24 protein-coding genes are annotated in these 22,930 nt (G+C 46.4%); 20 read left to right on the forward strand and 4 right to left on the reverse strand.

All coding sequences use genetic code 11. From position 1 onward, the window contains the following. Positions 1-2 precede the first annotated feature (2 nt). The 10 genes from rnr (at position 3) to alr (ending at position 9,544) form a co-directional block, all read left to right on the forward strand. Positions 3-2,345 carry a ribonuclease R gene (gene rnr / locus ACUJFK_RS04710; RefSeq protein ID WP_445426226.1) on the forward strand — a complete coding sequence of 781 codons (2,343 nt, stop codon included), beginning with the start codon at positions 3-5 and terminating at the stop codon, positions 2,343-2,345. Between the two features lie 31 nt (positions 2,346-2,376). Then, entirely contained in the window at positions 2,377-3,111 is a 735-nt protein-coding gene (gene rlmB / locus ACUJFK_RS04715) for a 23S rRNA (guanosine(2251)-2'-O)-methyltransferase RlmB (protein ID WP_306177111.1), read from the forward strand. Positions 3,112-3,235: 124 nt separating this feature from the next. Next, positions 3,236-4,900, forward strand: a complete 1,665-nt coding sequence (locus ACUJFK_RS04720) for a S41 family peptidase (protein WP_445426227.1) — start codon at positions 3,236-3,238, stop codon at positions 4,898-4,900. Further along, the gene (locus ACUJFK_RS04725; protein ID WP_445426228.1) at positions 4,897-5,280 is read left to right on the forward strand and encodes a hypothetical protein; all 384 of its coding nucleotides are present in this window, start codon (positions 4,897-4,899) and stop codon (positions 5,278-5,280) included. Before ACUJFK_RS04720 ends, ACUJFK_RS04725 begins: the two co-directional genes overlap by 4 nt. 203 nt (positions 5,281-5,483) lie before the next feature. Beyond that, positions 5,484-5,861: a 30S ribosomal protein S6 gene (gene rpsF, locus ACUJFK_RS04730; RefSeq protein ID WP_445426229.1), complete on the forward strand. Its 378-nt coding sequence runs from the start codon at positions 5,484-5,486 to the stop codon at positions 5,859-5,861. Between the two features lie 7 nt (positions 5,862-5,868). Next, positions 5,869-6,174 (forward strand): primosomal replication protein N, encoded by a 306-nt coding sequence (priB, locus tag ACUJFK_RS04735; RefSeq protein ID WP_445426230.1) that lies wholly within the window; start codon positions 5,869-5,871, stop codon positions 6,172-6,174. A gap of 11 nt (positions 6,175-6,185) precedes the next feature. Then, the gene (gene rpsR, locus ACUJFK_RS04740; protein ID WP_008218940.1) at positions 6,186-6,413 is read left to right on the forward strand and encodes a 30S ribosomal protein S18; all 228 of its coding nucleotides are present in this window, start codon (positions 6,186-6,188) and stop codon (positions 6,411-6,413) included. A gap of 18 nt (positions 6,414-6,431) precedes the next feature. Then, on the forward strand, positions 6,432-6,884 hold the full coding sequence (gene rplI, locus ACUJFK_RS04745) for a 50S ribosomal protein L9 (RefSeq protein WP_226749523.1): 453 nt from the start codon (positions 6,432-6,434) through the stop codon (positions 6,882-6,884). A 186-nt stretch (positions 6,885-7,070) separates the two neighbouring features. Continuing rightward, entirely contained in the window at positions 7,071-8,456 is a 1,386-nt protein-coding gene (gene dnaB / locus ACUJFK_RS04750) for a replicative DNA helicase (protein WP_226749954.1), read from the forward strand. Then, on the forward strand, positions 8,456-9,544 hold the full coding sequence (gene alr / locus ACUJFK_RS04755; protein ID WP_226749524.1) for an alanine racemase: 1,089 nt from the start codon (positions 8,456-8,458) through the stop codon (positions 9,542-9,544). The genes dnaB and alr overlap by 1 nt, the downstream gene beginning before the upstream one ends. A gap of 27 nt (positions 9,545-9,571) precedes the next feature. Here the strand turns inward: alr and ACUJFK_RS04760 are convergent, their stop codons facing one another. Both ACUJFK_RS04760 and ACUJFK_RS04765 read right to left on the reverse strand, forming a co-directional pair. Next, entirely contained in the window at positions 9,572-10,036 is a 465-nt protein-coding gene (locus tag ACUJFK_RS04760; protein WP_226749525.1) for a chemotaxis protein CheX, read from the reverse strand. A gap of 99 nt (positions 10,037-10,135) precedes the next feature. After that, positions 10,136-10,573, reverse strand: a complete 438-nt coding sequence (locus tag ACUJFK_RS04765; protein ID WP_445426231.1) for a transcriptional repressor — start codon at positions 10,571-10,573, stop codon at positions 10,136-10,138. A gap of 187 nt (positions 10,574-10,760) precedes the next feature. On the opposite strand from ACUJFK_RS04765, the gene ACUJFK_RS04770 reads away from it, so the two are divergent. The 8 genes from ACUJFK_RS04770 (at position 10,761) to ACUJFK_RS04805 (ending at position 19,159) form a co-directional block, all read left to right on the forward strand. Continuing rightward, a complete protein-coding gene (locus ACUJFK_RS04770; protein ID WP_226749527.1) occupies positions 10,761-10,991 on the forward strand; it encodes a DUF2798 domain-containing protein in 231 nt (76 codons plus the stop codon). 26 nt (positions 10,992-11,017) lie between these two features. Next, positions 11,018-11,992 (forward strand): tRNA dihydrouridine(20/20a) synthase DusA, encoded by a 975-nt coding sequence (gene dusA, locus ACUJFK_RS04775; protein ID WP_445426232.1) that lies wholly within the window; start codon positions 11,018-11,020, stop codon positions 11,990-11,992. A gap of 248 nt (positions 11,993-12,240) precedes the next feature. Then, a complete protein-coding gene (locus tag ACUJFK_RS04780) occupies positions 12,241-12,417 on the forward strand; it encodes a hypothetical protein (RefSeq protein ID WP_236128752.1) in 177 nt (58 codons plus the stop codon). A 49-nt stretch (positions 12,418-12,466) separates the two neighbouring features. Next, positions 12,467-12,901 carry a copper chaperone PCu(A)C gene (locus ACUJFK_RS04785; protein ID WP_226749530.1) on the forward strand — a complete coding sequence of 145 codons (435 nt, stop codon included), beginning with the start codon at positions 12,467-12,469 and terminating at the stop codon, positions 12,899-12,901. 8 nt (positions 12,902-12,909) lie between these two features. Then, positions 12,910-13,887: a DUF2333 family protein gene (locus tag ACUJFK_RS04790; protein WP_226749531.1), complete on the forward strand. Its 978-nt coding sequence runs from the start codon at positions 12,910-12,912 to the stop codon at positions 13,885-13,887. 4 nt (positions 13,888-13,891) lie between these two features. Beyond that, the gene (locus tag ACUJFK_RS04795) at positions 13,892-14,638 is read left to right on the forward strand and encodes a TIGR04219 family outer membrane beta-barrel protein (protein ID WP_445426233.1); all 747 of its coding nucleotides are present in this window, start codon (positions 13,892-13,894) and stop codon (positions 14,636-14,638) included. 87 nt (positions 14,639-14,725) lie between these two features. Further along, a complete protein-coding gene (locus ACUJFK_RS04800) occupies positions 14,726-16,843 on the forward strand; it encodes a response regulator (protein ID WP_306177105.1) in 2,118 nt (705 codons plus the stop codon). A 99-nt stretch (positions 16,844-16,942) separates the two neighbouring features. Continuing rightward, complete coding sequence (locus tag ACUJFK_RS04805; protein WP_445426234.1) at positions 16,943-19,159, forward strand: two-component system response regulator; 2,217 nt, start codon at positions 16,943-16,945, stop codon at positions 19,157-19,159. Between the two features lie 49 nt (positions 19,160-19,208). Here the strand turns inward: ACUJFK_RS04805 and ppa are convergent, their stop codons facing one another. Continuing rightward, the gene (ppa, locus tag ACUJFK_RS04810) at positions 19,209-19,736 is read right to left on the reverse strand and encodes an inorganic diphosphatase (RefSeq protein ID WP_226749535.1); all 528 of its coding nucleotides are present in this window, start codon (positions 19,734-19,736) and stop codon (positions 19,209-19,211) included. A gap of 72 nt (positions 19,737-19,808) precedes the next feature. Continuing rightward, a complete protein-coding gene (locus ACUJFK_RS04815; protein WP_226749536.1) occupies positions 19,809-20,789 on the reverse strand; it encodes a class 1 fructose-bisphosphatase in 981 nt (326 codons plus the stop codon). Between the two features lie 145 nt (positions 20,790-20,934). On the opposite strand from ACUJFK_RS04815, the gene mpl reads away from it, so the two are divergent. Continuing rightward, a complete protein-coding gene (gene mpl, locus ACUJFK_RS04820; protein WP_445426235.1) occupies positions 20,935-22,293 on the forward strand; it encodes a UDP-N-acetylmuramate:L-alanyl-gamma-D-glutamyl-meso-diaminopimelate ligase in 1,359 nt (452 codons plus the stop codon). After that, positions 22,293-22,913, forward strand: a complete 621-nt coding sequence (locus tag ACUJFK_RS04825; protein WP_445426236.1) for a flavin prenyltransferase UbiX — start codon at positions 22,293-22,295, stop codon at positions 22,911-22,913. Before mpl ends, ACUJFK_RS04825 begins: the two co-directional genes overlap by 1 nt. The last annotated feature ends 17 nt before the right edge of the window (positions 22,914-22,930 follow it).

Below are 22,930 nucleotides of genomic sequence, written 5' to 3' on the forward strand. Positions count from 1 at the left end.
TAATGACGGTAAATGATCCGCATCTTGCGCGTGAGCAAGAAAAATACGAGAACCCTATCCCCAGCCGTGAATTTATTCTCGAGCATATTGAGAAACGGCAACAACCTGCCTACTTTGAAGAACTCGTCTCTGAATTAGCCTTAACGGATGATGATGCCATTTTTGCCCTGAAAAAGCGTTTACGGGCGATGGAGCGTGATGGTCAATTGTTGTTCACTAAGAGCAAGCGTTATGGCTTGGTTGAACACATGGATTTGGTCAAAGGCACGGTGATTGGTCACCGTGACGGTTTTGGTTTTATCAAATTAGAACAAGGCGGCCCTGATTGGTATCTGCCTTTTCATGAAATGCAGCGGGTGATCCCCGGTGACTTGGTGTTGGCGACGGCCACCACCATCAAAAGCAAAGATAAAGTGGAAGCGCGCGTGGTACGCGTGCTTGAGCCCCGCAGCGAGCCCATTGTTGGCCGCTATTACAAAGATTCTGCCATCTGTGTGGTGGTACCCGATGATGCAAGGATCTGTCAGGATATCATTATTCCTGATGGCCAGCAGGGCGCGGCACGACATGGCCAAGTTGTCTTGGTTGAAATTAGCCAGCGGCCCTCGAAACGGGTTAGTGCAACGGGTCGCGTAATTGAAGTACTGGGCGAGCATATGGCGCCGGGTATGGAAATCGAAGTCGCTATACGTAATCATCAAATTCCGCATGTTTTCTCTGACGCAGTATTAGCCCAAGTGGCGGAATATGGCGAAGAAGTGCCTGCTGCCGCTAAGCAAGGGCGTGTTGATTTAACGGCACTGCCTTTGGTGACGATTGATGGTGAAGATGCTCGTGATTTTGATGACGCGGTTTATGCCAAAGCCAAAGATAATGGCGGCTGGACGCTTTGGGTTGCCATTGCCGATGTCAGTGCCTATGTGAAATTTGGTACCCCACTTGATCACAGTGCCTTAGAGCGTGGTAACTCGGTGTATTTCCCTGACCATGTGGTGCCGATGTTACCAGAAGCACTTTCAAATGGTTTGTGTTCACTGAACCCGCATACTGATCGACTGTGCTTAGTCTGTGAAATGCAAATTAGCAGTCAAGGTAAATTGGAAAGCTACCAATTTTATGAAGCGGTCATGTATTCAGCGGCGCGGTTTACTTATAACAAAGTACACGCCATTTTACAGGGAGATGCCAAGTTAAGGCAGGAATATGCTGAGCAACTGACCAATTTAGAAACGCTGTACAGCTTGTATAAAAAGCTTGCTAAAGTTCGTGCACAGCGAGGCGCTATTGAATTCGAAACGGTTGAAACGCGCTTTATCTTTAATAGCCATCGCAAGATTGAACAGATTGTGCCGGTGCATCGTAACGAAGCGCACAAGATTATTGAAGAATGTATGATCATGGCGAACGTGGCGTCTGCCCGCTTTATTGAAAAGCATGAAGCGCATGCGTTATTCCGCGTACATGAACGCCCCGATAGTGATCGTTTTGCTAATTTCCGGCGCTTTTTAGCCGAATTGGGTATCGAAGCCAATTTATCAGCTGAACCCACGCCATTAGAGTTAACCACCACCTTAGCCGCGTTAGCTGATCGTCCCGATCGCGAGTTGATCGAAATGACGATGCTGCGTTCGATGAAGCAAGCTGTTTATCAAGGGGATAACCAAGGTCACTTTGGGTTAGCGCTGGAAGCTTATGCGCACTTCACTTCACCGATACGCCGTTACCCGGATCTGGTATTGCATCGCGCCATTAAGGCGTTATTAGCCAAACAGCAACAACCGGTGACGGGGCCAAAAGCTTACACTGAAAAAGAAATTGCGCCCTTAGGTGAGCAATGCTCGATGACAGAACGCCGTGCGGATGATGCAACGCGTGAAGTCGCCGATTGGCTAAAGTGTGAATACATGCAAGATCATTTAGGCAGTGAGTTTGCCGGTGTGGTATCAACGGTCACTAACTTTGGTTTATTTGTGCGCTTAAGCGATTTGTATATCGAAGGTTTGGTGCATGTTACGTCGTTAAACAACGATTACTATCGGTTTGATGCAGAGCGCCAAGTCTTAACCGGTGAACACTCTGGTGTCAGTTATCGTATGGGCGATCTGGTGCAAGTGAAAGTGGTTGCCGTTAACCTTGAAGCGCGAAAAATTGATTTAGCCATGGTGGGCGTTGAGCATACGAAGGTGTCAGGTCGTAAAGTGAAAGCCAGCCGTAATGCTGCCTTTGAAGCGAAAATGCAAAACACCGGTAGCAAAGCGAAAAAGCCTAAAGCGGCGGCCGCGAAAAAAACCGTAAAAGCCAAAGCCACGGCGGCGAAAAAGCCACGGCGTGCCAAAAAGAAATAAAGGCCGTAAGGCTAGATGAGTGACGATAAACATGAGTAATGATGTTGTATTTGGTTTTCACGCGGTTAGCGCGATATTAGAACGTTCGCCAGCCGATGTATTAGAAATTTTCGCGTTAAAAGATCGCGAAGACAAAAGAATGCAACCGTTGTTGCAACAAGCGCGGCAAGCAGGCATTTCTATCCAGTTCTGCAATCGCCGCACTTTAGATGATATGACGGGTGGTCAGCATCAAGGTATTGTGGCTAAAGCGCGTTTAAGCAGTGGTGGCAATGAAGCTGATCTGGCCGCCTTGTTAGATAGCCAAACTAAACCGTTTTTATTAGTGTTAGACGGTGTCACCGATCCACACAATTTAGGCGCTATTTTGCGCAGTGCTGATGCCGCCGGTGTGCATGCGGTGATTGCGCCTAAAGATCGCTCTGTTAAGCTCACCTCAGTGGTGCGAAAAGTGGCCTGCGGCGCCGCTGAAAGCGTGCCTTTTATTACTGTGACTAACTTAGCGCGTACCTTACGTCAACTGCAAGAAGCTGGGGTATGGGTGGTGGGTACGGCTGGCGAAACAGAAACCTTAGTCTATCAAGCTGATTTGCAAGGGCCATTAGCCTTAGTGTTAGGCGCTGAGGGTGAGGGACTGCGCCGTTTAACGCGGGAAACCTGTGATGTATTGGTAAAAATTCCGATGTTTGGCAGTGTTTCTAGCTTAAATGTTTCGGTTGCGACGGGTATTTGTTTATTTGAAGCGGTACGTCAACGTGCTCAATAACCGGGCTTAGCCGATCCTAGCGTCCTCACTTAGCGTAAACACACTTGATAACGCTAAATAGCCATGTTAAGTTTTGGTAAATTTATCTTTGCCGGTTTTATGGTGCTAAATCGAGGGTTCGTTTATGGATCGCAAAATTATTGCAACAGCTATACTGATGTCTTGCGCTGCTTTAAGTTTAACGGCTTGTGGCGGCGGAGGCGGTGGTAGTTCAACCCCTACCAGCGGTGGCGGTTCTGGCTCAGGCGGCGGCAGCGGTGTTACCCCACCCACGTGGATCGCGGGTCAATATCCTGCTGAAAGCACCTTAAAAAACTATTGCCAGACACCTCGAAGTGGTATTGATCCGTTCAGTAACGAAGCCTATCCCGATCGCGCGGGTAGCAGCATGCATGAAAAAATGTGGCTGCGTTCTTGGACCAATAACAGTTATTTATGGTATCGAGAAGTCGCGGATCGTGATCCTGCGCCTTTTTCGGTCGCTAACTATTTCGACTTGCTCAGAACCGAGCAATTGACCGATTCGGGATCCCCTAAAGACAATTTTCATTTCACCGAAGTCACCGCTGAATATCAACAACAAACCCAAGCGGGCGTGACCGCAGGTTACGGTATTAAATGGTCTTTTGGCCGAAATAGCCCACCTCGCTCTATCACCATTGCTTATACCGAGCCCAATTCTCCGGCGCGAAACGCCGGCTTAGCGCGCGGTGATCAATTGGTCAGTATCAATGGTGTTGACTTTGTGAATGATAATTCTGAAGCCGGGGTCGATTTACTCAACCGCGCGCTTTTTCCATCAGAAACGGGTTTAACCTTTAACTTTGTGTTTACTGCGGTCGATGGCACTCGTAAAACGGTCAGCATGACCTCGGCGAATGTCAGTACTTCGGCAGTACAAAATGTGGCTGTACTAGACACACCAACCGGTAAAGTGGGTTATATGCAGTTTAATACGCATATCGCACCTGCACAGCCGCAGTTGATCAGTGCGGTACAGCAATTTGCTAGTGCTAACGTCAAAGATTTGGTCATTGACCTACGCTACAACGGCGGTGGTTTGTTAGCTTTAGCTTCACAGCTTGGCTATATGGTTACGGGGCCTGCGATTATTCAAAACCAGTTTTTTGAACGAACTATCTTTAATGATAAGTATCCCAATACGAATCCGATCACGGGGGCGAGCTTAGCGCCAATCCCGTTTTATTCTAAAGTAATCGATTACGAAGGTAATCGACTGACTAACACCGACTTGCCTTCTTTAAATTTAAGCCGGGTATTTATTTTAAGTACCGGTAACACTTGCTCTGCTAGTGAAGCGCTGATCAACGGTTTGCGAGGCATTAATGTTGAGGTGATCTTGGTCGGTAATAAGACCTGTGGTAAGCCTTACGGTTTTTATCCAACAGATAACTGCGGTACAACCTACTTTACTATTCAGTTTACCGGCGTCAATGCGCAAGGCTTTGGCGAATATGCGGATGGATTCATTCCTAAAAATAACCCAGTGTTTGCGGCCGACGTGAAAGGCTGTGCTTTGAATGATGATTTCAGTAAACCGCTGGGCGATCCCAGTGAACGCTTATTTTCTGCGGCGTTATATTATGCTCAAAATAACAGTTGTCCACCGTTGGCCGTAGGCCAAGCCAGTGCGACGAGCAACGTACAATCGACGACTGGCGAAGCCTCTTTGAGCGGTGGTATGCCGCTGTTAGATCCTCGCTATCGTGATGTTATCTTGCACAACAAAGTGATTACTGAGCTGGCACCTGCGGAGCAACAACCGTGAAACGCCTGCTGTTAATCGGTGCATCTTTAGTGCTGATGTTAAGTGGTTGCCAGTTAAGTCGAGCGGCTGAGCCAGCGGTACTAGAGGCTGTTGATGCCGCCTTAAAACAACAGCTGTCAGCCTTTATAACCGACATCGTGGGGGGAAACTCAGTAATACTGGCCGATGATGTTTTTATGCAGCAAGCTGAGCTCTATATTAGCCAGCGGATGCCCTTAGATGCTAAGGGTAACCCTTTAGATGGCCGGCATGCCTTGCCGGCTTATCGGTTTGTGTTACTGAAGTCAGCACGAGGCTGCCTGATCCAACATCCCGCTTCGGGTAACAGCGCTTTGCTCACTGCGGCACGTTGTAAAGTGCTACCCTTAAACACGCTTTAATCGGTTTTGACCTTTGAAATAACCCCGAGCGGCGACTGCGAACGGGGTTTTTCTGAAGTATTTTGGTCATGCTCATATCAGTGCTTGTTATTTATTCGCTAACTCCGTAAAATACGCGACCTTCGGCCATTCAACTCACGTTCCTTGCCTTTATGAGAACCCGGCCGAGTTCCCCCGAGGCTTACTAACCGTAAGGAGCTACAATGCGTCATTACGAAATCGTTTTTATGGTTCACCCTGATCAGAGTGAACAAGTGCCTGGTATGATTGAACGTTACACTGGTTCGATCAAAGAAGCTGGCGGTACTATCCACCGTCTTGAAGATTGGGGCCGTCGTCAACTGGCTTACCCAATCCAAAAGTTACATAAAGCACACTATGTGTTAATGAACGTGGAAGCACCACAGACTGTGATCGATGAGCTGGAAACTAACTTCCGCTACAACGATGCTGTTTTACGTAACCTGGTTATGCGCACTAATGGTGCTGTGATCGAGCCATCACCAATGGCTAAGGTACGTGATGAGCGCCGTGATCGTGCTCCTCGTGAATCTGATGAGCAAGTAGCAAACGACGAGTAAGTTGGTAATGGACAATTACTATGTGCTTAGTGGCGCCATTTGTCGGCACCCTGAACGCAGTGAAAGTCCGGCGGGTATCCCGCACACTGTATTAACCCTGGAACACCGCAGTATGCAACAAGAGTCGGGTTTAAACCGGCAAGCTTATGTGCGAATGCAGGTAGTTCTAAGCGGTACAGCGTTACAACAGCAAACTCAGCATTTGACGTTGGGCAATATGATTCGAGTGGCCGGTTTTTTAAATCGACATCAGAATCGCAGTGGTCAGGCAAAACTGGTCCTGCATGCGCAACAGATTGAACAATTAAGTTAGGAGACAGACAAATGTCACGTTTTTTCCGTCGCCGTAAATTCTGCCGTTTTTCTGCAGAAGGCACTGTAGAGATTGATTACAAAGATACCGCCGTTCTGAAGAACTACGTTACTGAAAGCGGCAAGATCGTACCTAGCCGTATTACTGGCACTAGCGCTAAATATCAGCGTCAGTTAGCTCGCGCTATCAAGCGTGCGCGTTACCTGGCCCTGTTACCATACAGCGACTCACACAGCTAATACAGAGGGGTATAGACAATGCAAATTATTTTGTTAGACAAAGTCTCGAACCTTGGTGGTTTAGGTGACAATGTAACTGTTAAGTCTGGTTATGCTCGCAACTTCTTATTCCCACAGGGTAAAGCAGTGCCAGCAACTCAGGCTAACATTGAGAAATTTGAAGCACGTCGTGCTGAATTAGAAGCTAAGTTAGCTACTGATTTAGCTGCGGCAACTGAGCGTGCAGCAAAAATCACTGAGCTTGCAGAAGTGACTATCGCTTCTAAAGCGGGTGACGAAGGCAAGCTGTTCGGTTCTATCGGTACTCGTGATATCGCTGATGCGATCACTGAAGCCGGTGTTGCTGTTTCTAAAGCTGAAGTTAAATTACCAAACGGTACTTTACGTGAAACTGGCGAGTTCGAAATCGATCTGCAGTTACACGCTGAAGTTATCGCAACAATCAAAGTTGTTGTGATCGCTGAAGCCTAAGGCATTAAGCACACTGCCCTGCGGCGGTGTGCTTTCCTCTACTCCACGTTCCTGCTTACTATTTTACTCTGCTTCACACCTCGCATTACCCTAAGATTTTTTCAGACTTTACTTTGACTTCTGCGCGCTGCAGGTTAGCATGACAGACAGTATTCCGTTATTTCCCCTCGGCAGTTTGAACACCCTATGAGTAACGTAAAAGATAAGCAAGTCGCCGCCATTAAGATGCCGCCGCATTCTATTGAAGCTGAACAGTCTGTGCTTGGTGGCATGATGTTAGACAATGAAGCCTGGGATCGCGTCTCAGAAAAAGTGGTGGAGCAAGACTTCTATTTACGCTCGCACCGTTTTATTTTCAGTGCGATGTCACGCTTAGCTGAAGCTAATCAGCCGATAGACTTAATTACTGTTTCAGAAGCCTTAGAAGCCAATCAACAATTAGATGATATTGGTGGTTTTGCCTACTTGGGCGAAATAGCTAAAAACACGCCCAGTGCCGCCAACATTATGGCCTATGCGGAGATCGTCCGTGAGCGTGCTGTAGTGCGCGACATGATCTCAGTCGCGCATGATATTGCCGATGCCGGCTATGATACGCAAGGGCGTACCAGTGCCGAATTGCTCGACTTTGCCGAAACCAAAGTGTTTAAAATTGCCGAGCAACGCGCCAACGCTAATGAAGGTCCTGAGCCAATTAATAATATCTTGGCGAAGACCATTGATAAAATCGATGCTTTATACCGTAGCCCGCAAACGGGTGTGACGGGGCTTTCTTCGGGTTACACCGATTTAGATAAAATGACCAATGGTTTGCAGCCTTCCGATTTAATTATCGTGGCGGCACGTCCATCGATGGGTAAAACCACCTTTGCGATGAACCTGTGTGAACATGCTGCGATTACCAGTGATAAGCCAGTCTTAATTTTCAGCTTAGAGATGCCCGCCGACCAAATCATGATGCGGATGTTGGCCTCGTTGGGCCGGATCAATCAAACTAAGGTACGCACCGGCCAATTAGAAGATGAAGATTGGGCACGCTTATCATCCGCCATTGAGTTACTCAACAGCAAAGGCAAAATGTATATTGATGATGCATCAGGTTTAACCCCAACAGAAGTGCGTTCGCGGGCACGACGCATTGCCCGAGAGCACGGTGGCCTGAGTATGATCATGGTCGACTATCTGCAGTTAATGACGGTGCCAGGTATGTCAGAAAACCGCACCTTAGAAATTGCTGAAATCTCTCGTTCATTAAAAGCGCTGGCCAAAGAATTAAAAGTGCCGGTGGTGGCCTTGTCGCAGTTGAACCGCTCGTTAGAGCAGCGGGCAGATAAAAGACCGGTAAACTCAGACCTACGTGAATCGGGCTCTATTGAGCAAGATGCCGACTTGATTATGTTTATTTACCGAGATGAAGTGTACAACGATGAAAGCCAAGATAAAGGTTTGGCGGAAATCATCATCGGTAAACAGCGGAATGGCCCCATCGGCAAAGTACGCTTAACCTTTCATGGCCATTACTCGCGCTTTGATAATTATGCCGGCAGTGCTCGTTTTGAGGACGAGTATTAATGAGTCGGCGTCCTGTTGCGCAGATCGATCTGCTGGCGTTACAACAGAATTTACAGCGAGTGAAGCAATTAGCGCCAGACAGTCAGGTGCTCGCAGTATTAAAAGCCAATGCCTATGGTCATGGTTTAGTGAAGGTGGCACAAAAACTGACTGCCGCTGATGCTTTTGCCGTAGCGCGCATTGATGAGGCACTCGCTTTGCGAACCGCGGGTATTGTTAAACCCATAGTGTTGTTAGAAGGGTTTTACGAGGCGGCAGAGTTACCCTTATTATTAGCCAATAACCTGCAAACCATTGTTCATAACGAGCTGCAACTGCAAGCCTTAGAGCAGACCCCGTTAGAAGGCCAATTAAAGGTTTGGCTGAAAATTGATACGGGTATGCACCGTTTGGGCATTGACCCAGCTGAAGTTGATAATGTGTATCGGCGATTGTGGCAATGCTCTAACGTGTTGCCCGGCATTCGTTTGATGAGTCATTTTAGTTGCGCTGATGAACTTGATTCAGCAACCACTTCGAAGCAGCTCGCATTATTTCAACAGCTGTGTGCCGATAAAGCCGAGCAACACAGTTTAGCCAATTCTGCGGCAATTTTAGCCTGGCCTGCCACGCATGGCCAATGGGTTAGACCCGGCTTAATGTTGCATGGTATTTCACCTTTTGTTGGTAAACAGGGGGCGGATCATCAATTGCAGCCTGTGATGCGTTTAAGTAGCCGTTTAATTGCTATCCGTAAGGTTAAGGCAGGTGACACTGTCGGTTATGCTGGGCTTTGGCGAGCCAAAACAGATACTTTTATCGGCGTGATCGCGGTGGGTTATGGTGATGGTTATCCCCGGCATGCGGCTAATGGCACGCCGGTGTGGCTAAATGGCCGTGAAGTGCCTTTAGCAGGTAGGGTATCGATGGATATGATTACCGTTGATTTAGGTCATTTCTGCAAAGATAAGATTGGTGATGAAGCAGTGTTGTGGGGGCCCGAACTAGCGATAGAACGAGTGGCTGCTCAGGCAGAAACTATCGCTTATGAATTGCTGTGTAATATTACGCCACGCGTGCAGTATCAGTATTTAGGTGATAACGGCTGAGAGGGCCCAGCCGTTTTAGCGTTCGAGCTATTTATCAAAGGTCACTTCAATATGTACTTTGCCAAAGTCTGAAGTGAACGGCATTAAGATCGTTGGGCCATCGCAGCGATGAGTAATAGTGTGGCTTTTGCCAGAAACAACAATCGGTGTTGCCATGGTAAATTCGTAGCCTTTTTCACCTAACATTCGCTTAGCGCCGCCGGTAACCATGTTCGTGATCTCACCGACCATATCAGTAACATCGGCATCTATTTTTGTTGGCCGCTCGCCTAGCATCCGAAACATAATTTCAATGGCTAACGACTCATCAAAGCTAACCGAAAAAGACCCCTTCATGGTGGGGCCAACCATGCCAATTAAACCAGAGACATCGCCATTTGCAATTTCATTCTTTTTAATGCGAGGCTGTCCAGGCACAATTTTGGTATTGGCCATTGTCGATAACACATTGACCAAAGAGGACAAAAATGGGTTTACGTATTCAACATTCATGTAAATGCCTTTGGGGTTTATACAAGCGTTCGCCTAACACGCAATACTAAGCCTAGAAGTTTTTTTAGTGTAATACAAGCATGATTGCTCGCAAGATACTTAATTTTCACGGCAATTCCGACACTTACCTCTTGCTTCAATGGTTTGATGGTGAATATCAAATCCTTGCAGGGCCGCTTGACGGCTAAATTCGGTTTGCAAAGCGTTAGAATGCAATTCGGTAACATTGCCACACACTTCGCAAATCAGTAACTGTGCAGGGTGGTGTTTTTCAAAATGATGACACAACATAAAGGCGTTACTAGATTCAATTTTGTGGATAAAACCTTGTTCTGTCAGAAACTCTAAAGCGCGATAGATAGTCGCCGGTTTCGCGGCGGGTTCACTTTGTTTTAACTGCTCTAATAAATCATAAGCACCTTGGCCACCTTGGTTTTCGGCCATTAAACGAAAGACCTTTTCGCGGATCGCGGTAAAGCGCGCGCCATTTTGCACACAGATGGCTTTGGCTCGTGACACTAAACTCTCAGTTGACATACTTAGTCTCCACTCCATTTCTGTTGTCAGTGTACCATATTGCTTGCACACTGCCAGCTTGAGCATGTTGCTAGCTAATGTTATATGCTTGCTGACAACAACTGCTTTCTGCTTAGGTTTTTGGTATAATTGCCAACGGTTTTATTGGTGAGTCATTCACTCGTTTGTAGAGATAAATAAAAATCTTATGCCTCGATTACCCGCGAAAACGGCAGGGCTGGTTATGCCCTTGTTATTATCTATTATGATGACCTGTATTGTGTCCTTGGTGAGTACGCTAAGTAGTCTGGGGTGGCCTGCATTTACCTTTTCTGGCTGGTTATCCGCTTGGGGTTTGTCTTGGGTAATTGCTTTTCCTACCTTGTTATTGGTACTGCCTATGGTGAAAAAACTCACTAGCTATTTGGTACATGCCTAATTGCGCTGTTAAGAGGACTTCCTGCTTTGACGCTAAAACTGTTACCGCAACGACTCTCTGTTGCCCCCATGCTCGATTGGACCGATCAGCATTGTCGTTATTTTCATCGTTTAATGAGCCAGCATGCAGTGCTGTACACCGAAATGGTCACTACCGGTGCCATTATTCACGGTAAAGGCGATTACCTTGGCTATAACGAACAAGAACATCCGTTGGTATTGCAATTAGGCGGCTCTGTTCCAAAAGATATGGCCACTTGCGCTAAACTGGCGGAACAGCGTGGTTATGATGCAATCAATATTAATGTTGGTTGCCCATCAGATCGCGTGCAAAACGGTATGTTTGGCGCCTGTCTTATGGCACAGCCACAACTAGTAGCTGATTGTGTGAAAGCCATGCAAGATCAGGTTGCGATTCCTATTACAGTAAAAACACGTATTGGTATTGATGATTCAGATGAATATCAATTTTTACAAGATTTTGTGCAAATTGTGGCGGATGCGGGGTGTCAGCAGTTTGTTATCCATGCGCGTAAAGCGTGGTTAAAGGGCTTAAGCCCAAAAGAGAATCGTGAAGTTCCACCGCTAAATTATGGTCGAGTTTATCAGTTAAAACAGGATTTCCCGGCTTTAGATATCAGTATTAACGGCGGTATTAAAACTTTAGCTGAGGCCGCGACACATTTAAAACAACTTGATGGTGTGATGATTGGGCGAGAAGCCTACACTAACCCTTACATGTTGAGCGAAGTGGATGCGCAGCTATATGGCGATGCGCATCAAGTACTTTCGCAGCATCAACTCGTGCGGCAGATGTTACCTTATATAGAGCAGCAAATGCAGCAAGGTGCGCGGTTTTGGCATATCGCTAGGCATATGCTCGGGCTATTTCAGGGCTTACCGGGAGCACGTCAGTGGCGACGTTTACTCAGTGAGCAAGGCCATCTCAGCAGCGCGACTCCGACCTTACTTGAAGCGGCTTTGGCCAAAGTACCTGAGTAAGCTAAATCTTAAAAAAGTGGTGATTTTCGCCACTTTTTTTATTTTCAGCTATCGAGTAATCACCTTAGCATTTCGCTGACTTTATTTTTTATATATAATTCATAGCCTTATGGTTTCTCTGTTTACTGGCACGGCACTTGAAACAACTTAGGCATGTTCCTGATTCTAGGATGATGCTTAAGCAAGGAGCCGTCTATGTCATTCTTAAATCCGTTAAACCGCCTGTTTAATCATAAGGCAGGTGGCAAATGATGTTATTTCAACATGATACTCTGCTGTTGATTTACCTTATGCCGTTACTTGGCTTTATTTTAGGCATGTTACCGGCTTTAGTGGTGTGGCGCTTTAGCAAGCCTCGTCGCAAAAAAACGCCAACGATTGAGCAAGCTGCACGGATCAAAACCGGATTTACACTGTCGCTGTAGTGGTTTTGGTGTAAGATAAAGGTAGGTCAAACCAGCAAGGATCAGTAAGATGCGATATTTTTTCTTTATGTGTTGCAGTGCTTTGTGTTTAGCCAGTGCGGCATTAAGTGCAGCTGAACTGCAGTTAACCCAAGCAGAAGTGCGTGCGCCCTTGCCCGGTCGCACGGTAACGGCAGGTTACTTTCAATTGCAAAATGACTCAACAAAATCCATTGAGTTAGTCTCTGCCAGTAGTCCCGCTTTTGAGGTAATTGAACTACACCAACATATCGAACAAGATGGCATGATGCGCATGGTTGAAGTAGCTAGCATTGAAGTCGATGCCGGTGCGCGCTTGATTTTTGCCCCAGGCGGTTTGCATATGATGATGTTTACGCCAACGCAACCGCTGGTGATTGGTGAAACGGTACCGGTCACTCTTCAATTTAAAGACGGAAGCCAGTTACAGTTTGCATTCCCGTTAGTGGCCATGCCACGCCGATAGGAGAAACCATGAATAAATCTATGATTGGCAGTTGGTCTGCCATTATCTTGTTATTGTTGTTTTGGATGCTCAGTTGGTGGGTCAGTCGAGAGCCTGCCATGGTGTTACCCGCTACTGCAACAAACAGCATTAGCACTGAGCAGCAGCGTGTTGCTGGCTACAGTACCACTACCGCTTTAATTCAAGTAAGTGAAACGCTGTTAAACAAGCCGGGCGGTTATATGGCAAATGATGTCTTACCGCCTTTTAGCTTGCTAGACAATATGCCAGCATGGGAATTTGGTGTACTAGAAATGTCACGTGATCTAGCGCTAGCGTTGCGTAAAGATTTCAGCCGTTCGCAATCCCAATCGGCCGAAAATGCATTTCTTAAAGTGGCGCAGCCGCAATTAAATATTGATCATCAAAGCTGGATGTTACCCAGCGCCGAATCAGAATACCGTAAAGCAATTGAACAGTTTTATATGTATCGGCAAGCTTTAATGGATCCAAAACAGAACGATAGCCAGTTTTATGCTCGCGCGGATAATTTACGCGACTGGCTAAAAAACGTTGAAAAGCGCTTGGGCAGTTATTCGCAACGCTTAAGCGCAAGTGTAGGGCAAGAGCGTTTAAATACGGATTTAGCGGGTGATGCTGCTGCACGTCAATCTACAACGACCCCCGAAAAACAGTGGTTAAAAACCAGTTGGTGGAAATTGGATGATGAATTTTACGAAGCCCGTGGTGCGACCTGGGCGTTATTACAATACCTGCGGGCGATTGAGGTTGATTTTGCTGATGTATTAGAACGTCGTAATGCCATGGTCAGTTTGCAGCAAATTATTCGCGAACTGGAAGCGACACAGCAACCGATTTGGAGCCCTATGGTGTTAAACGGGAGTGGTTTTGGGGTGCTGGCCAATCATAGTTTAGTGATGGCTAATTATATTTCACGCGCTAATGCGGCATTAATTGATTTATCAGAGTTGTTAATACAAGGATAGTAAAATGAAAAAGTGTATGGGTGTATTAGGTTCTTTGTTGTTGCTCAGCACGACAGTGCAAGCAGATACCGTATTAGGTCTCTATGCCGGTGCCGATTACTGGCAAACTCAAGTAAATGGTGGTTTCGCTAATTCTGAGCAAACACAGGCCTTTAACTTTGAAGATGCATCTCAGCAATCTTTTTACTTGGCGTTAGAGCACCCGTTGCCGCTACTGCCTAATTTGCGTATTCAATATCAAACCTTGGAAACACAAGGTAATACACTGCTCAATAGCACTTTTACTTTTGGTGGCGTCAATTACATTCAAGGTACTAACATAGCCACTGAGCTGGATCTCAGCAGTACGGATTATGTCTTGTATTATGAAGTGTTAGATAATGGCTTAATCACCCTAGATTTAGGTGTCACTGCGAAACATTTAAAAGGCTATGCCGAAGCCCGTTCAGCTTCCGTTGGAACGATTCAAGATATTAACCAAGTTGTGCCGATGCTGTATGTCGATACGCGTATTGGTATCCTTGGTACGGGGTTAGATGTATTTGCAACGGCGAATGCTACGCGCTGGCAAGACAGTCATTTATATGATGCTCAAGCGGGAATTGGCTACCAGCTGGTTGACAATCTGCTGATAGATCTGCGCTTGAAAGTGGGTTATCGCACAGTCGATTTACGTTTGGATGATATCGATGATTTGTACGCCGATTTACAATTTAAAGGCGCTTTTGCCGGCGTAGAATTGCACTTTTAGTTAAAAAAGCCTAAGTATTCTGGTTTGACTTGTTACTATTAGCCTTAAGCCATATAGTAACCGTCTTTATTATGCTTAAAGAGCACGATGTTGACGCAGCTTTTCCGAAATCTTACGCTTATCTATGTCGCCGCCTGCCTTATGTTGGCGGCCGTCTTATTTAGCTGGCAAGTCCGCGTTGCTGATCAACAGGCGCAGCGCCAGCTGCAGCAATATGCCGATCTGTTAAAAATCAGTTTAAAACCCTTGTTATTACAAACGTCGGCTGAGCAACTTAGTTCCCATCTTAATGAATTACAGTTCAGCGCCTTACTACCGATTGCCGCACTCGGCGTTTATCAATCTGATGGCATACAATTAGCCAGCACCGGCGCTTTGACCGCATTACCATCTAAAATTGAAACGCAAAGTCGGCAATATCAGTTGTTACAAACTGAGCAAGGTCGTGTGGCTTTACAACCGTTGATGATTTGGTCTGCCGCGTCAGGCCAATTTGATCATTTTAAAACGCCCGATGCTTTTCTATTAATCCTACCTGAAACCGCCGAAACTTGGCCGTCAGTGCTGTTACCTCTGAGTATTAGTGGTTTAATTTTTACTGTATTTTTTATGCTAACGTTATGGATGGTCTATCTTTGGCAACAACAACGTAACTTATGGCTAGATCGCCTGACCGCCGTTGATACCGAAACCCGTGGGCTGTCGAATGTGCCGTCTGATGTACAGGCGTTACTTGACTGGCGTGTACAGGCAGAGCAACAGCAACTGAGTTTGCAACAGCAGTTAGAGAATGCGGCGCAACAGCAGCAATTTTTGCAGCAGCAATGTACGGCCCAACAACAACAAAGCAGTGTCTTGACCGAGCAGGCTGACATACTGCGCCAACAAATGTCAGCTTGGTTACAGCACTGTAAATTACTGTGGCAGCGACAAGAGCAATTATCAGTGGCAGTGTTTCAAACGTTATTGCGGTTGCATTTTTTGTATGGTCTCTTTCAGTTTAATCCGCGTAGTTTAAAAAAAGATCCGTTATCGCTGGTGCATTGGTTACCGCAACAGTTTGGTGCTTTGCATAAGATCCTGGCACAAGGAACCAGTATTGATTGGGTAGAAGGCCCAGATAATATAAATTTTGATGTATTGTTAGACGAGGAAGTGCTACAAGCCAGTTTACAAGCGATGTTGTTGTTGGCGGTACGCTCTGAGAATACTCAGCGTATTTTATGCCGAGTGACCTTAGAAGCCACAGCGCAGCCTCATCTGCTGCTGCATCTGAGCTGTGATGGCAATGGTTTACCTGCGCATATTATTGAGCATATCAGCCAGGCCAAATCGTCAAACTGGCAATGGCGCGATGTTGATGTAGCCCTATTACAATTGATGGTTAAGTTGTTACAGGCTGAGTTACAGGTGCAATCATTAGAAGGGCTCGGCTCAAGTATTCGCTTGCGTTTTCCGGTTGCGCTTCAAGGGGTGACCTTTAGTAGTCCTGTGGATCGCTTACTGGTGTTTGATCAAGATAGCGACAGGCTACAGGGTCGTTTAGCAGGCTTAGCTAGCCAAGCGGTGCAGGTAAGTGCTTGCAGTCATTTTTCAGAGTTAAAACGCAAATTAGAGCAGACAGCGCCACAGCGGTTATTAATGTTTTTGCCGGCAGAACAACCCAATGAAGCTTGGCAGCAATTAATTTCCTCTTATCAAGCCAGTATTAACATACAAGCTTTTGCTCCAGAGTTAACGTTATCGCATTGGCAAGCACTATTGCCTTGCATAGCGAGTGCAGAATTTAGTTTAATGATGCTACAGCAACACGCTGTCGAGGTGTTAAAAAGCCAGCGGCATAAAAGTTTATTAGTGGTCGACGACAATGAAACGAACCAAGCTTTTATTAATATCCTGCTGCAAAACAAGCCGGTGCAGCTCGCTTCAGCTTTAACCGGTAAGCAGGTGTTACAGCTGTGCTTGCATCAGCAATTTGATATGATTTTATTAGATATTCGTTTGCCTGATATGTCGGGTATCGAAGTAGCGAAACAGTTGCGAGCTTTACCCGGATATCAACATACACCCATATTAGCGTTTACCGCGCATGCATTACCGGCAGAAATTGCCGAATTTAAAAAAGCAGGTATGGATGATATCTTGTTAAAGCCGTTAGAACCGAGTAAATTTGCAGCACTGTTAGCGCATTATCAGCTACATTAAAAATCTAAGCTATGCGCATACCTATTAGGGGATTAGCAGCACGCCCTTTGCAGTTAGGAAGCGGTTAAATTAGCAGGACGTTAATATAAAGGTTGGCCGATGATACAAAATAACGCAGATGAAGGATTTCTGTTTTTAGCAGACGATGAACATGCGCCGACTACACCGTTGCATGAACTCGACGTTTGGCATCTGTTGATCGTCGATGACGATGAAGAAATCCACACCGTAACCAAACTGGCGCTGAATGATTTGATCGTGCTAGGTAAGCGTTTGCAATTTCATCATGCCTTCTCCGGGCAGCAAGCCATCGATTTTTTACTGAAACAGCCTGATACAGCGTTGGTTTTACTCGATGTGGTGATGGAGACCGATGACGCCGGTTTACAGGTCGTGCGGCGTATTCGAGACGAATTGCGTATGGATGAGTTACGTATTGTCTTGCGCACCGGTCAGCCAGGTTATGCGCCTGAAGAAAGTGTTATCAAAGAATACGATATCAACGACTACAAAACGAAAACAGAACTGACCCGCAGTAAACTGGTTACCTCGATTATTTCTTCCATTCGTTCCTATCAGCAAATTAAAACCATTAATCAAAATCGCCTTGGTTTACAAAAAATCATCAGTGCCGGTGCCAATTTGCTGGAACAGCATTCATTACATGAATTCTCTGAAGGCGTGGTCACGCAAATTTCTTCGTTAATTGGCTTGCACGCTGAAGGTGTTTTGTGTGCGCAGATTGAAGATGACGGCTCGGCAAGTGATCGTATTTATGTATTGGGTGCAGCCGGGCATTACGCGCCTTACATTAAATGCCAATTAGAACGCTTAGAGAATAAACGGATTGTTGAGCAAATTAATCTGTGTCTATTGAGTAAACGGCATATCTTCACGGAACGTGACACCGTTTTATATTTAGGCAACGAGAAACACAATGCCGCCGTTTATATTGAAACCAATCGACCTATTGATACCGCGGATCAGCAACTTATCGAAGTATTTTTAACCAATATCTCGATTGGTTATGAGAATGTCGCTTTATTCCAACAATTAAGACATGCGGCCTATATTGACCCGTTAACCAAAACGCCGAATCGTAATGAGTTTATTCAAATCTTGCAGGATACGCGACGGTTTGAACCCGACAATATGGTTGCCGTACTGGTGGATATTGATCATTTCTCAGATGTGAATGATGGCCTGGGTCAAGAGGTGGGTAATGAACTGTTGGTTGCTGTTACGCTGCGCTTGATCGAACATTTTGGCATTAGCTGTCAGTTGGGCCGGGTGGGGGCGGATGTCTTCGCCTTAGTGGGCCCAGAAGACCAGTTAACCCCCACGCGGTTAAAAGCGGTATTCAGTTCGCCATTTCAAGCGTTTGAGCATAGCCTGCAAGTTAATGCTACCTTTGGTATTTGCCGTTTACGCGACTCGGGTGAGCAGGGCATGGTCATTATGAAGCATGTTTATATTGCGCTGAATAAAGCTAAAAAGACTTTGGGAGTGCACCATCAATATTACGAGCCTTCGATGGAGGATGAAGTCAGTAATCGCTTAAACATGTTGCGTAAGCTCAGAGCCGACTTTGCTCTAGATAAATTGGAGTTATGGTATCAGCCGCAACTGTGTATCAAAACGCAAAAAGTAGTTGGAATGGAAGCCTTATTACGTTGGCCTCATCAGCCGAATCAATATATTTCACCGGCCGTGTTTATTCCATTGGCGGAGTATTCAGGGTTGATTGTAGATATTGGTTTATGGGTACTAGAACAGGCTTGTCAGCAATTACAGCGCTTAGCCGAGGCCGGTTATCATGGTCTGCGTATTGCCGTGAATGTGTCGATGCCGCAATTTCGGTCAGCACACTTTGTGCCCTCGGTTATCGAAACCATTCAGCGTTATCAGGTTGCGCCACATCTGTTAGAACTGGAAATCACCGAATCGGTGGTGATGGACGAACCGAATAGGGTGATCAGTGCATTACAAAAGCTGAAAAGCTTTGGTATTAAGGTCGCGATAGATGATTTTGGTATCGGCTTTTCGTCGTTAAGTTATTTACAACAATTACCGCTGGATCGCATTAAAGTAGACAGGGCTTTCATTAATGCAATTGATCAGCAAGATGGTGGCTTAATTGCTGAAACCATTATCAATTTAGGTAAGCGTATTGGCTTACAAACCATTGCTGAAGGCGTAGAAACGGCAGAGCAGTTGGCGGTGATTACTCAAATGCAGTGTGATGAAGTTCAAGGTTATTTCTTCGCTAAACCACTGCCACATGCTGAATTAATGGCTTACTTAGCAGAAAATTAATGCAGTTAAACGCCATAAGCCAATGATGCCGGCTTATGGCGTAATGAGGTTACTTGCTCGCGCGTTCAAATGAGGTCATGATCTCGGCTTTGGCGGCAGCAACATCACCCCAACCTGTTACTTTTACCCACTTACCGCTTTCCAGTTCTTTGTAACGTTCAAAGAAGTGCTGAATTTGTTTTTTCAGCAGTTCAGGCACGTCATTCACATCATGGATATGATCATACAGCTTCGTCAGTTTACTGACTGGAACCGCTAATACTTTGGCATCTTGGCCTGCTTCATCTTCCATATGCAGAACGGCAACCGGACGACACTTGATTACCGCACCTGGTACTAATGGATAAGGTGTTGGCACTAAAACGTCAACTGGGTCCCCATCTAACGATAAGGTTTGGTTAACGAAACCATAGTTACAAGGGTAGAACATCGGGGTCGACATAAATCGGTCAACCCATACCGTGCCAGTATCTTTATCGACTTCGTATTTAATCGGGTCAGCATTAGCTGGAATTTCAATAATTACGTTAATTTCGTCTGGCAGGTTTTTACCTGCAGCTACATCGCTTAAGCTCATCGCTTGGTCCTCTGGTTAATGGCTGGGCGACATTATAATGACACCCGTAAAATTCGCTATAAGTTATTGGTCTTAGTTGGGCTGCTTAGCATGATAGCTAACACAGGTCTCGACCTCATGTTTTGAGCCTAAAATGACGGCCACACGCTGGTGAATATCGGTGGGCACGATATCCATAATACGTTCATAGCCGGTTGAACTTGCCCCACCGGCTTGCTCTACTAAAAAGCTCATCGGGTTAGCTTCGTACATTAAACGCAGTTTATCGGGCTTGCTCGGGTCTTTGTTATCGCGTGGATACATAAAGATGCCGCCACGGCACAATACGCGATGTACATCACCGACCATCGCGGCGATCCAGCGCATATTAAAGTTTTTACCACGAGGCCCTTCCTTGCCTTTTAGTAAATCGGCCATATATTCCTGCATAGCAGGCTGCCAAAAACGTTGGTTTGACATATTAATTGCAAATTCGGCGGTGTATTTAGGAATAGTCGCCGTGTCTTCGGTTAATAAGAAGCCGCCATAGGTTTTATCTAAGGTGTACAGACGCGTGCCTTTACCGGTCGTTAGCGCTAACATGGTCGACGGACCGTAGAGCACATAACCTGCGGCAACTTGTGCCGTACCGGGTTGTAAAAATTGACTGGCATCATCAGCCTCTTTTGCGGCATCAGCGGGAAGAATTGAGAAAATAGTGCCGAGTAGGCTGTTAATATCGGTGTTAGATGAGCCGTCGAGCGGATCAAACGTGACTAAGTAACGCCCATTAGGGTTACCCGGTACTATGGTGTCTTCTTCTTCAGAGCTAATTGCTTTGACAACACCGGTTTCTAAGATAATTTCTTTGAGTAATTCGTTGGCGATAATATCGAGTTTTTTTTGTGTTTCGCCTTGGACATTTTCGGCCAGGGTTGATCCTAAAACACCGGCCAGTTCACCTTGACTTACCCGAAAGGCAATTTCACGACAGGCAGCGAGAATAGTCTTCAAAAGCGAGATCAGGTCTGGATCCACGCCATCTTGTTGCAGTACGGGGGAGATGCGACGCATTATAGTAGGTCCTTTTCTTATCGGGTCAGAGGTTTGCTGTTAACAGCAATAGTTATTTTAAAGAAGTTTTCCTTAAATTGCAGTTTTCATCGCAGCTTTATCTGCATTTGTTACAATAGCCGGCGATTGTTAAGAGAAAAGATATATGCATATTCATATTTTAGGTATTTGTGGCACCTTTATGGGGGGCATCGCCGCATTAGCGAAAGCCTTGGGACATCACGTCACCGGCTCCGATCTCAATGTTTACCCGCCAATGAGCACGCAACTGCAACAACTTGGCATCAGTTTAACGCAAGGTTACGATCCTGCCCAGTTGGAACCTGCACCTGACTTGGTGATTATTGGTAATGCGCTGTCTCGCGGCAACCCTGCGGTGGAGTATGTATTAGAACACGGCTTAGCTTATAGCTCAGGGCCGCAATGGTTATCCGAGCAACTCTTGCAGCAGCGTTGGGTGATTGCCGTCGCCGGCACGCATGGTAAAACCACCACCGCAAGTATGTTAGCTTGGATCCTCGAGTATGCCGGTTTAAAACCGGGCTTCTTAATTGGTGGTGTGCCACAAAACTTCGATTGCTCTGCCCGTTTAGGCGATGCGCCGTTTTTTGTAATTGAAGCCGACGAATATGACACGGCGTTTTTTGATAAACGCTCGAAGTTTGTGCATTACCGGCCACGCACCTTAGTGATTAACAACCTTGAATATGATCATGCGGATATTTTCCCAGATTTGGCCGCCATTCAACGGCAATTTCATCATCTGTTGCGCACGGTACCGGCTTCAGGTTTAGTGGTGTCGCCGGAAGGTGTACCGGCTGTAGCGCAAACACTCGCCTTAGGTTGCTGGAGTCAACGCGAAGCTTATGGTACCGATTGGCGAGTCGCGTTAACGGAAGCGGATGGTTCGGCATTTCAGGTGTTTTGGCAACAACAGTTGCAAGGTAGCGTTACTTGGCAGCTAACCGGCCAGCATAATGTCGATAACGGTATGATGGCCATTGCCGCGGCTCGCCATGCGGGCGTGCCGGTTGTCGTCAGTATTGAAGCTTTAGCCCGTTTTATTGCGCCGAAGCGCCGTATGGAATTAAAAGGGACACCGGGTAATATTGCTATCTATGATGATTTTGCACATCACCCCACGGCGATTGAAACGACCTTAAAAGGTTTACGTGCCAAAGTGGGCCAGCAACGTATCATAGCCGTACTTGAACCACGCTCGAACACCATGCGACTGGGCGTACATCAAGCCGCGTTACCGCAAGCGTTACTCAGTGCCGATGAAGTGTTACTGTTTGAACCACGCAATGCCGGCTGGTCGATGAGTGAATTGGTTGCGCGGCTTCATGGCCCGGCCAGTGTGAGTTACGATATTGATGAATTATTGACGCGTTTAGTGGCAACCGCTCAACCCGGTGACAGCATTGTCATTATGAGTAATGGCGGCTTCGGCGGGATTCATCAGAAATTACTGACTGCCCTCACAGATAAATGGAACACTTAATGAATCAATCCACAACAGAAATCACCTTAGCCTTTACCGGTGCATCAGGTGCGCCTTATGGCTGGCGCTTATTAGAATTGTTGTTAAAGCAACAGGTCAAAGTGCACTTGCTGATTTCTAGTGCGGCGCGTGTGGTTTTTGCTACCGAACATGATATTAAGTTACCCGCCGCCGCTGAGCGCTGTGCTGCGCAATTACAGCAACATTTTCAATGTGACGCTGAACTACTCAAGGTGTATGGCAAAGATGACTGGTTTTCACCAGTCGCGTCCGGCTCGGCCGCACCGCGGCAGATGGTGGTGTGTCCCTGCTCAACCGGGAGTCTGTCAGCGATTGCTCAAGGTGCCAGTGATAACTTGATAGAGCGCGCCGCCGATGTCGTTATTAAAGAGGGCGGTAAGTTAATTTTAGTGGTGCGAGAAAGCCCACTCAGTGCCATCCATTTAGAAAACATGTTAAAGCTGAGTCGGCTAGGGGTTTGTATTATGCCCGCCGCACCAGGCTTTTATCATCAACCACAGCAGATCAGCGATTTAGTGGATTTTATGGTGGCACGTATTCTCGACCAGCTGGGTTTGTCGCAGCAATTAGTCGCGCGTTGGGGCTACGGTGGTAACTAAGTATTCAAAGAGGAGTT

It is taken from the genome of Alishewanella sp. HL-SH06 (assembly GCF_052656265.1).

What these genes read in the sequence shown, in the direction of transcription:
- ACUJFK_RS04765 (WP_445426231.1), bottom strand. Translation starts at nt 10,573, where the DNA reads ATGTCAACTGAGAGTTTAGTGTCACGAGCCAAAGCCATCTGTGTGCAA.
- rnr (WP_445426226.1), top strand. Translation starts at nt 3, where the DNA reads ATGACGGTAAATGATCCGCATCTTGCGCGTGAGCAAGAAAAATACGAG.
- ACUJFK_RS04800 (WP_306177105.1), top strand. Translation starts at nt 14,726, where the DNA reads ATGTTGACGCAGCTTTTCCGAAATCTTACGCTTATCTATGTCGCCGCC.
- ACUJFK_RS04815 (WP_226749536.1), bottom strand. Translation starts at nt 20,789, where the DNA reads ATGCGTCGCATCTCCCCCGTACTGCAACAAGATGGCGTGGATCCAGAC.
- rlmB (WP_306177111.1), top strand. Translation starts at nt 2,377, where the DNA reads ATGAGTAATGATGTTGTATTTGGTTTTCACGCGGTTAGCGCGATATTA.
- ACUJFK_RS04785 (WP_226749530.1), top strand. Translation starts at nt 12,467, where the DNA reads ATGCGATATTTTTTCTTTATGTGTTGCAGTGCTTTGTGTTTAGCCAGT.
- ACUJFK_RS04760 (WP_226749525.1), bottom strand. Translation starts at nt 10,036, where the DNA reads ATGAATGTTGAATACGTAAACCCATTTTTGTCCTCTTTGGTCAATGTG.
- ACUJFK_RS04825 (WP_445426236.1), top strand. Translation starts at nt 22,293, where the DNA reads ATGAATCAATCCACAACAGAAATCACCTTAGCCTTTACCGGTGCATCA.
- ACUJFK_RS04720 (WP_445426227.1), top strand. Translation starts at nt 3,236, where the DNA reads ATGGATCGCAAAATTATTGCAACAGCTATACTGATGTCTTGCGCTGCT.
- ACUJFK_RS04795 (WP_445426233.1), top strand. Translation starts at nt 13,892, where the DNA reads ATGAAAAAGTGTATGGGTGTATTAGGTTCTTTGTTGTTGCTCAGCACG.
- ACUJFK_RS04790 (WP_226749531.1), top strand. Translation starts at nt 12,910, where the DNA reads ATGAATAAATCTATGATTGGCAGTTGGTCTGCCATTATCTTGTTATTG.
- rpsF (WP_445426229.1), top strand. Translation starts at nt 5,484, where the DNA reads ATGCGTCATTACGAAATCGTTTTTATGGTTCACCCTGATCAGAGTGAA.
- ppa (WP_226749535.1), bottom strand. Translation starts at nt 19,736, where the DNA reads ATGAGCTTAAGCGATGTAGCTGCAGGTAAAAACCTGCCAGACGAAATT.
- mpl (WP_445426235.1), top strand. Translation starts at nt 20,935, where the DNA reads ATGCATATTCATATTTTAGGTATTTGTGGCACCTTTATGGGGGGCATC.
- rpsR (WP_008218940.1), top strand. Translation starts at nt 6,186, where the DNA reads ATGTCACGTTTTTTCCGTCGCCGTAAATTCTGCCGTTTTTCTGCAGAA.
- ACUJFK_RS04805 (WP_445426234.1), top strand. Translation starts at nt 16,943, where the DNA reads ATGATACAAAATAACGCAGATGAAGGATTTCTGTTTTTAGCAGACGAT.
- priB (WP_445426230.1), top strand. Translation starts at nt 5,869, where the DNA reads ATGGACAATTACTATGTGCTTAGTGGCGCCATTTGTCGGCACCCTGAA.
- ACUJFK_RS04770 (WP_226749527.1), top strand. Translation starts at nt 10,761, where the DNA reads ATGCCTCGATTACCCGCGAAAACGGCAGGGCTGGTTATGCCCTTGTTA.
- rplI (WP_226749523.1), top strand. Translation starts at nt 6,432, where the DNA reads ATGCAAATTATTTTGTTAGACAAAGTCTCGAACCTTGGTGGTTTAGGT.
- dnaB (WP_226749954.1), top strand. Translation starts at nt 7,071, where the DNA reads ATGAGTAACGTAAAAGATAAGCAAGTCGCCGCCATTAAGATGCCGCCG.
- ACUJFK_RS04780 (WP_236128752.1), top strand. Translation starts at nt 12,241, where the DNA reads ATGATGTTATTTCAACATGATACTCTGCTGTTGATTTACCTTATGCCG.
- alr (WP_226749524.1), top strand. Translation starts at nt 8,456, where the DNA reads ATGAGTCGGCGTCCTGTTGCGCAGATCGATCTGCTGGCGTTACAACAG.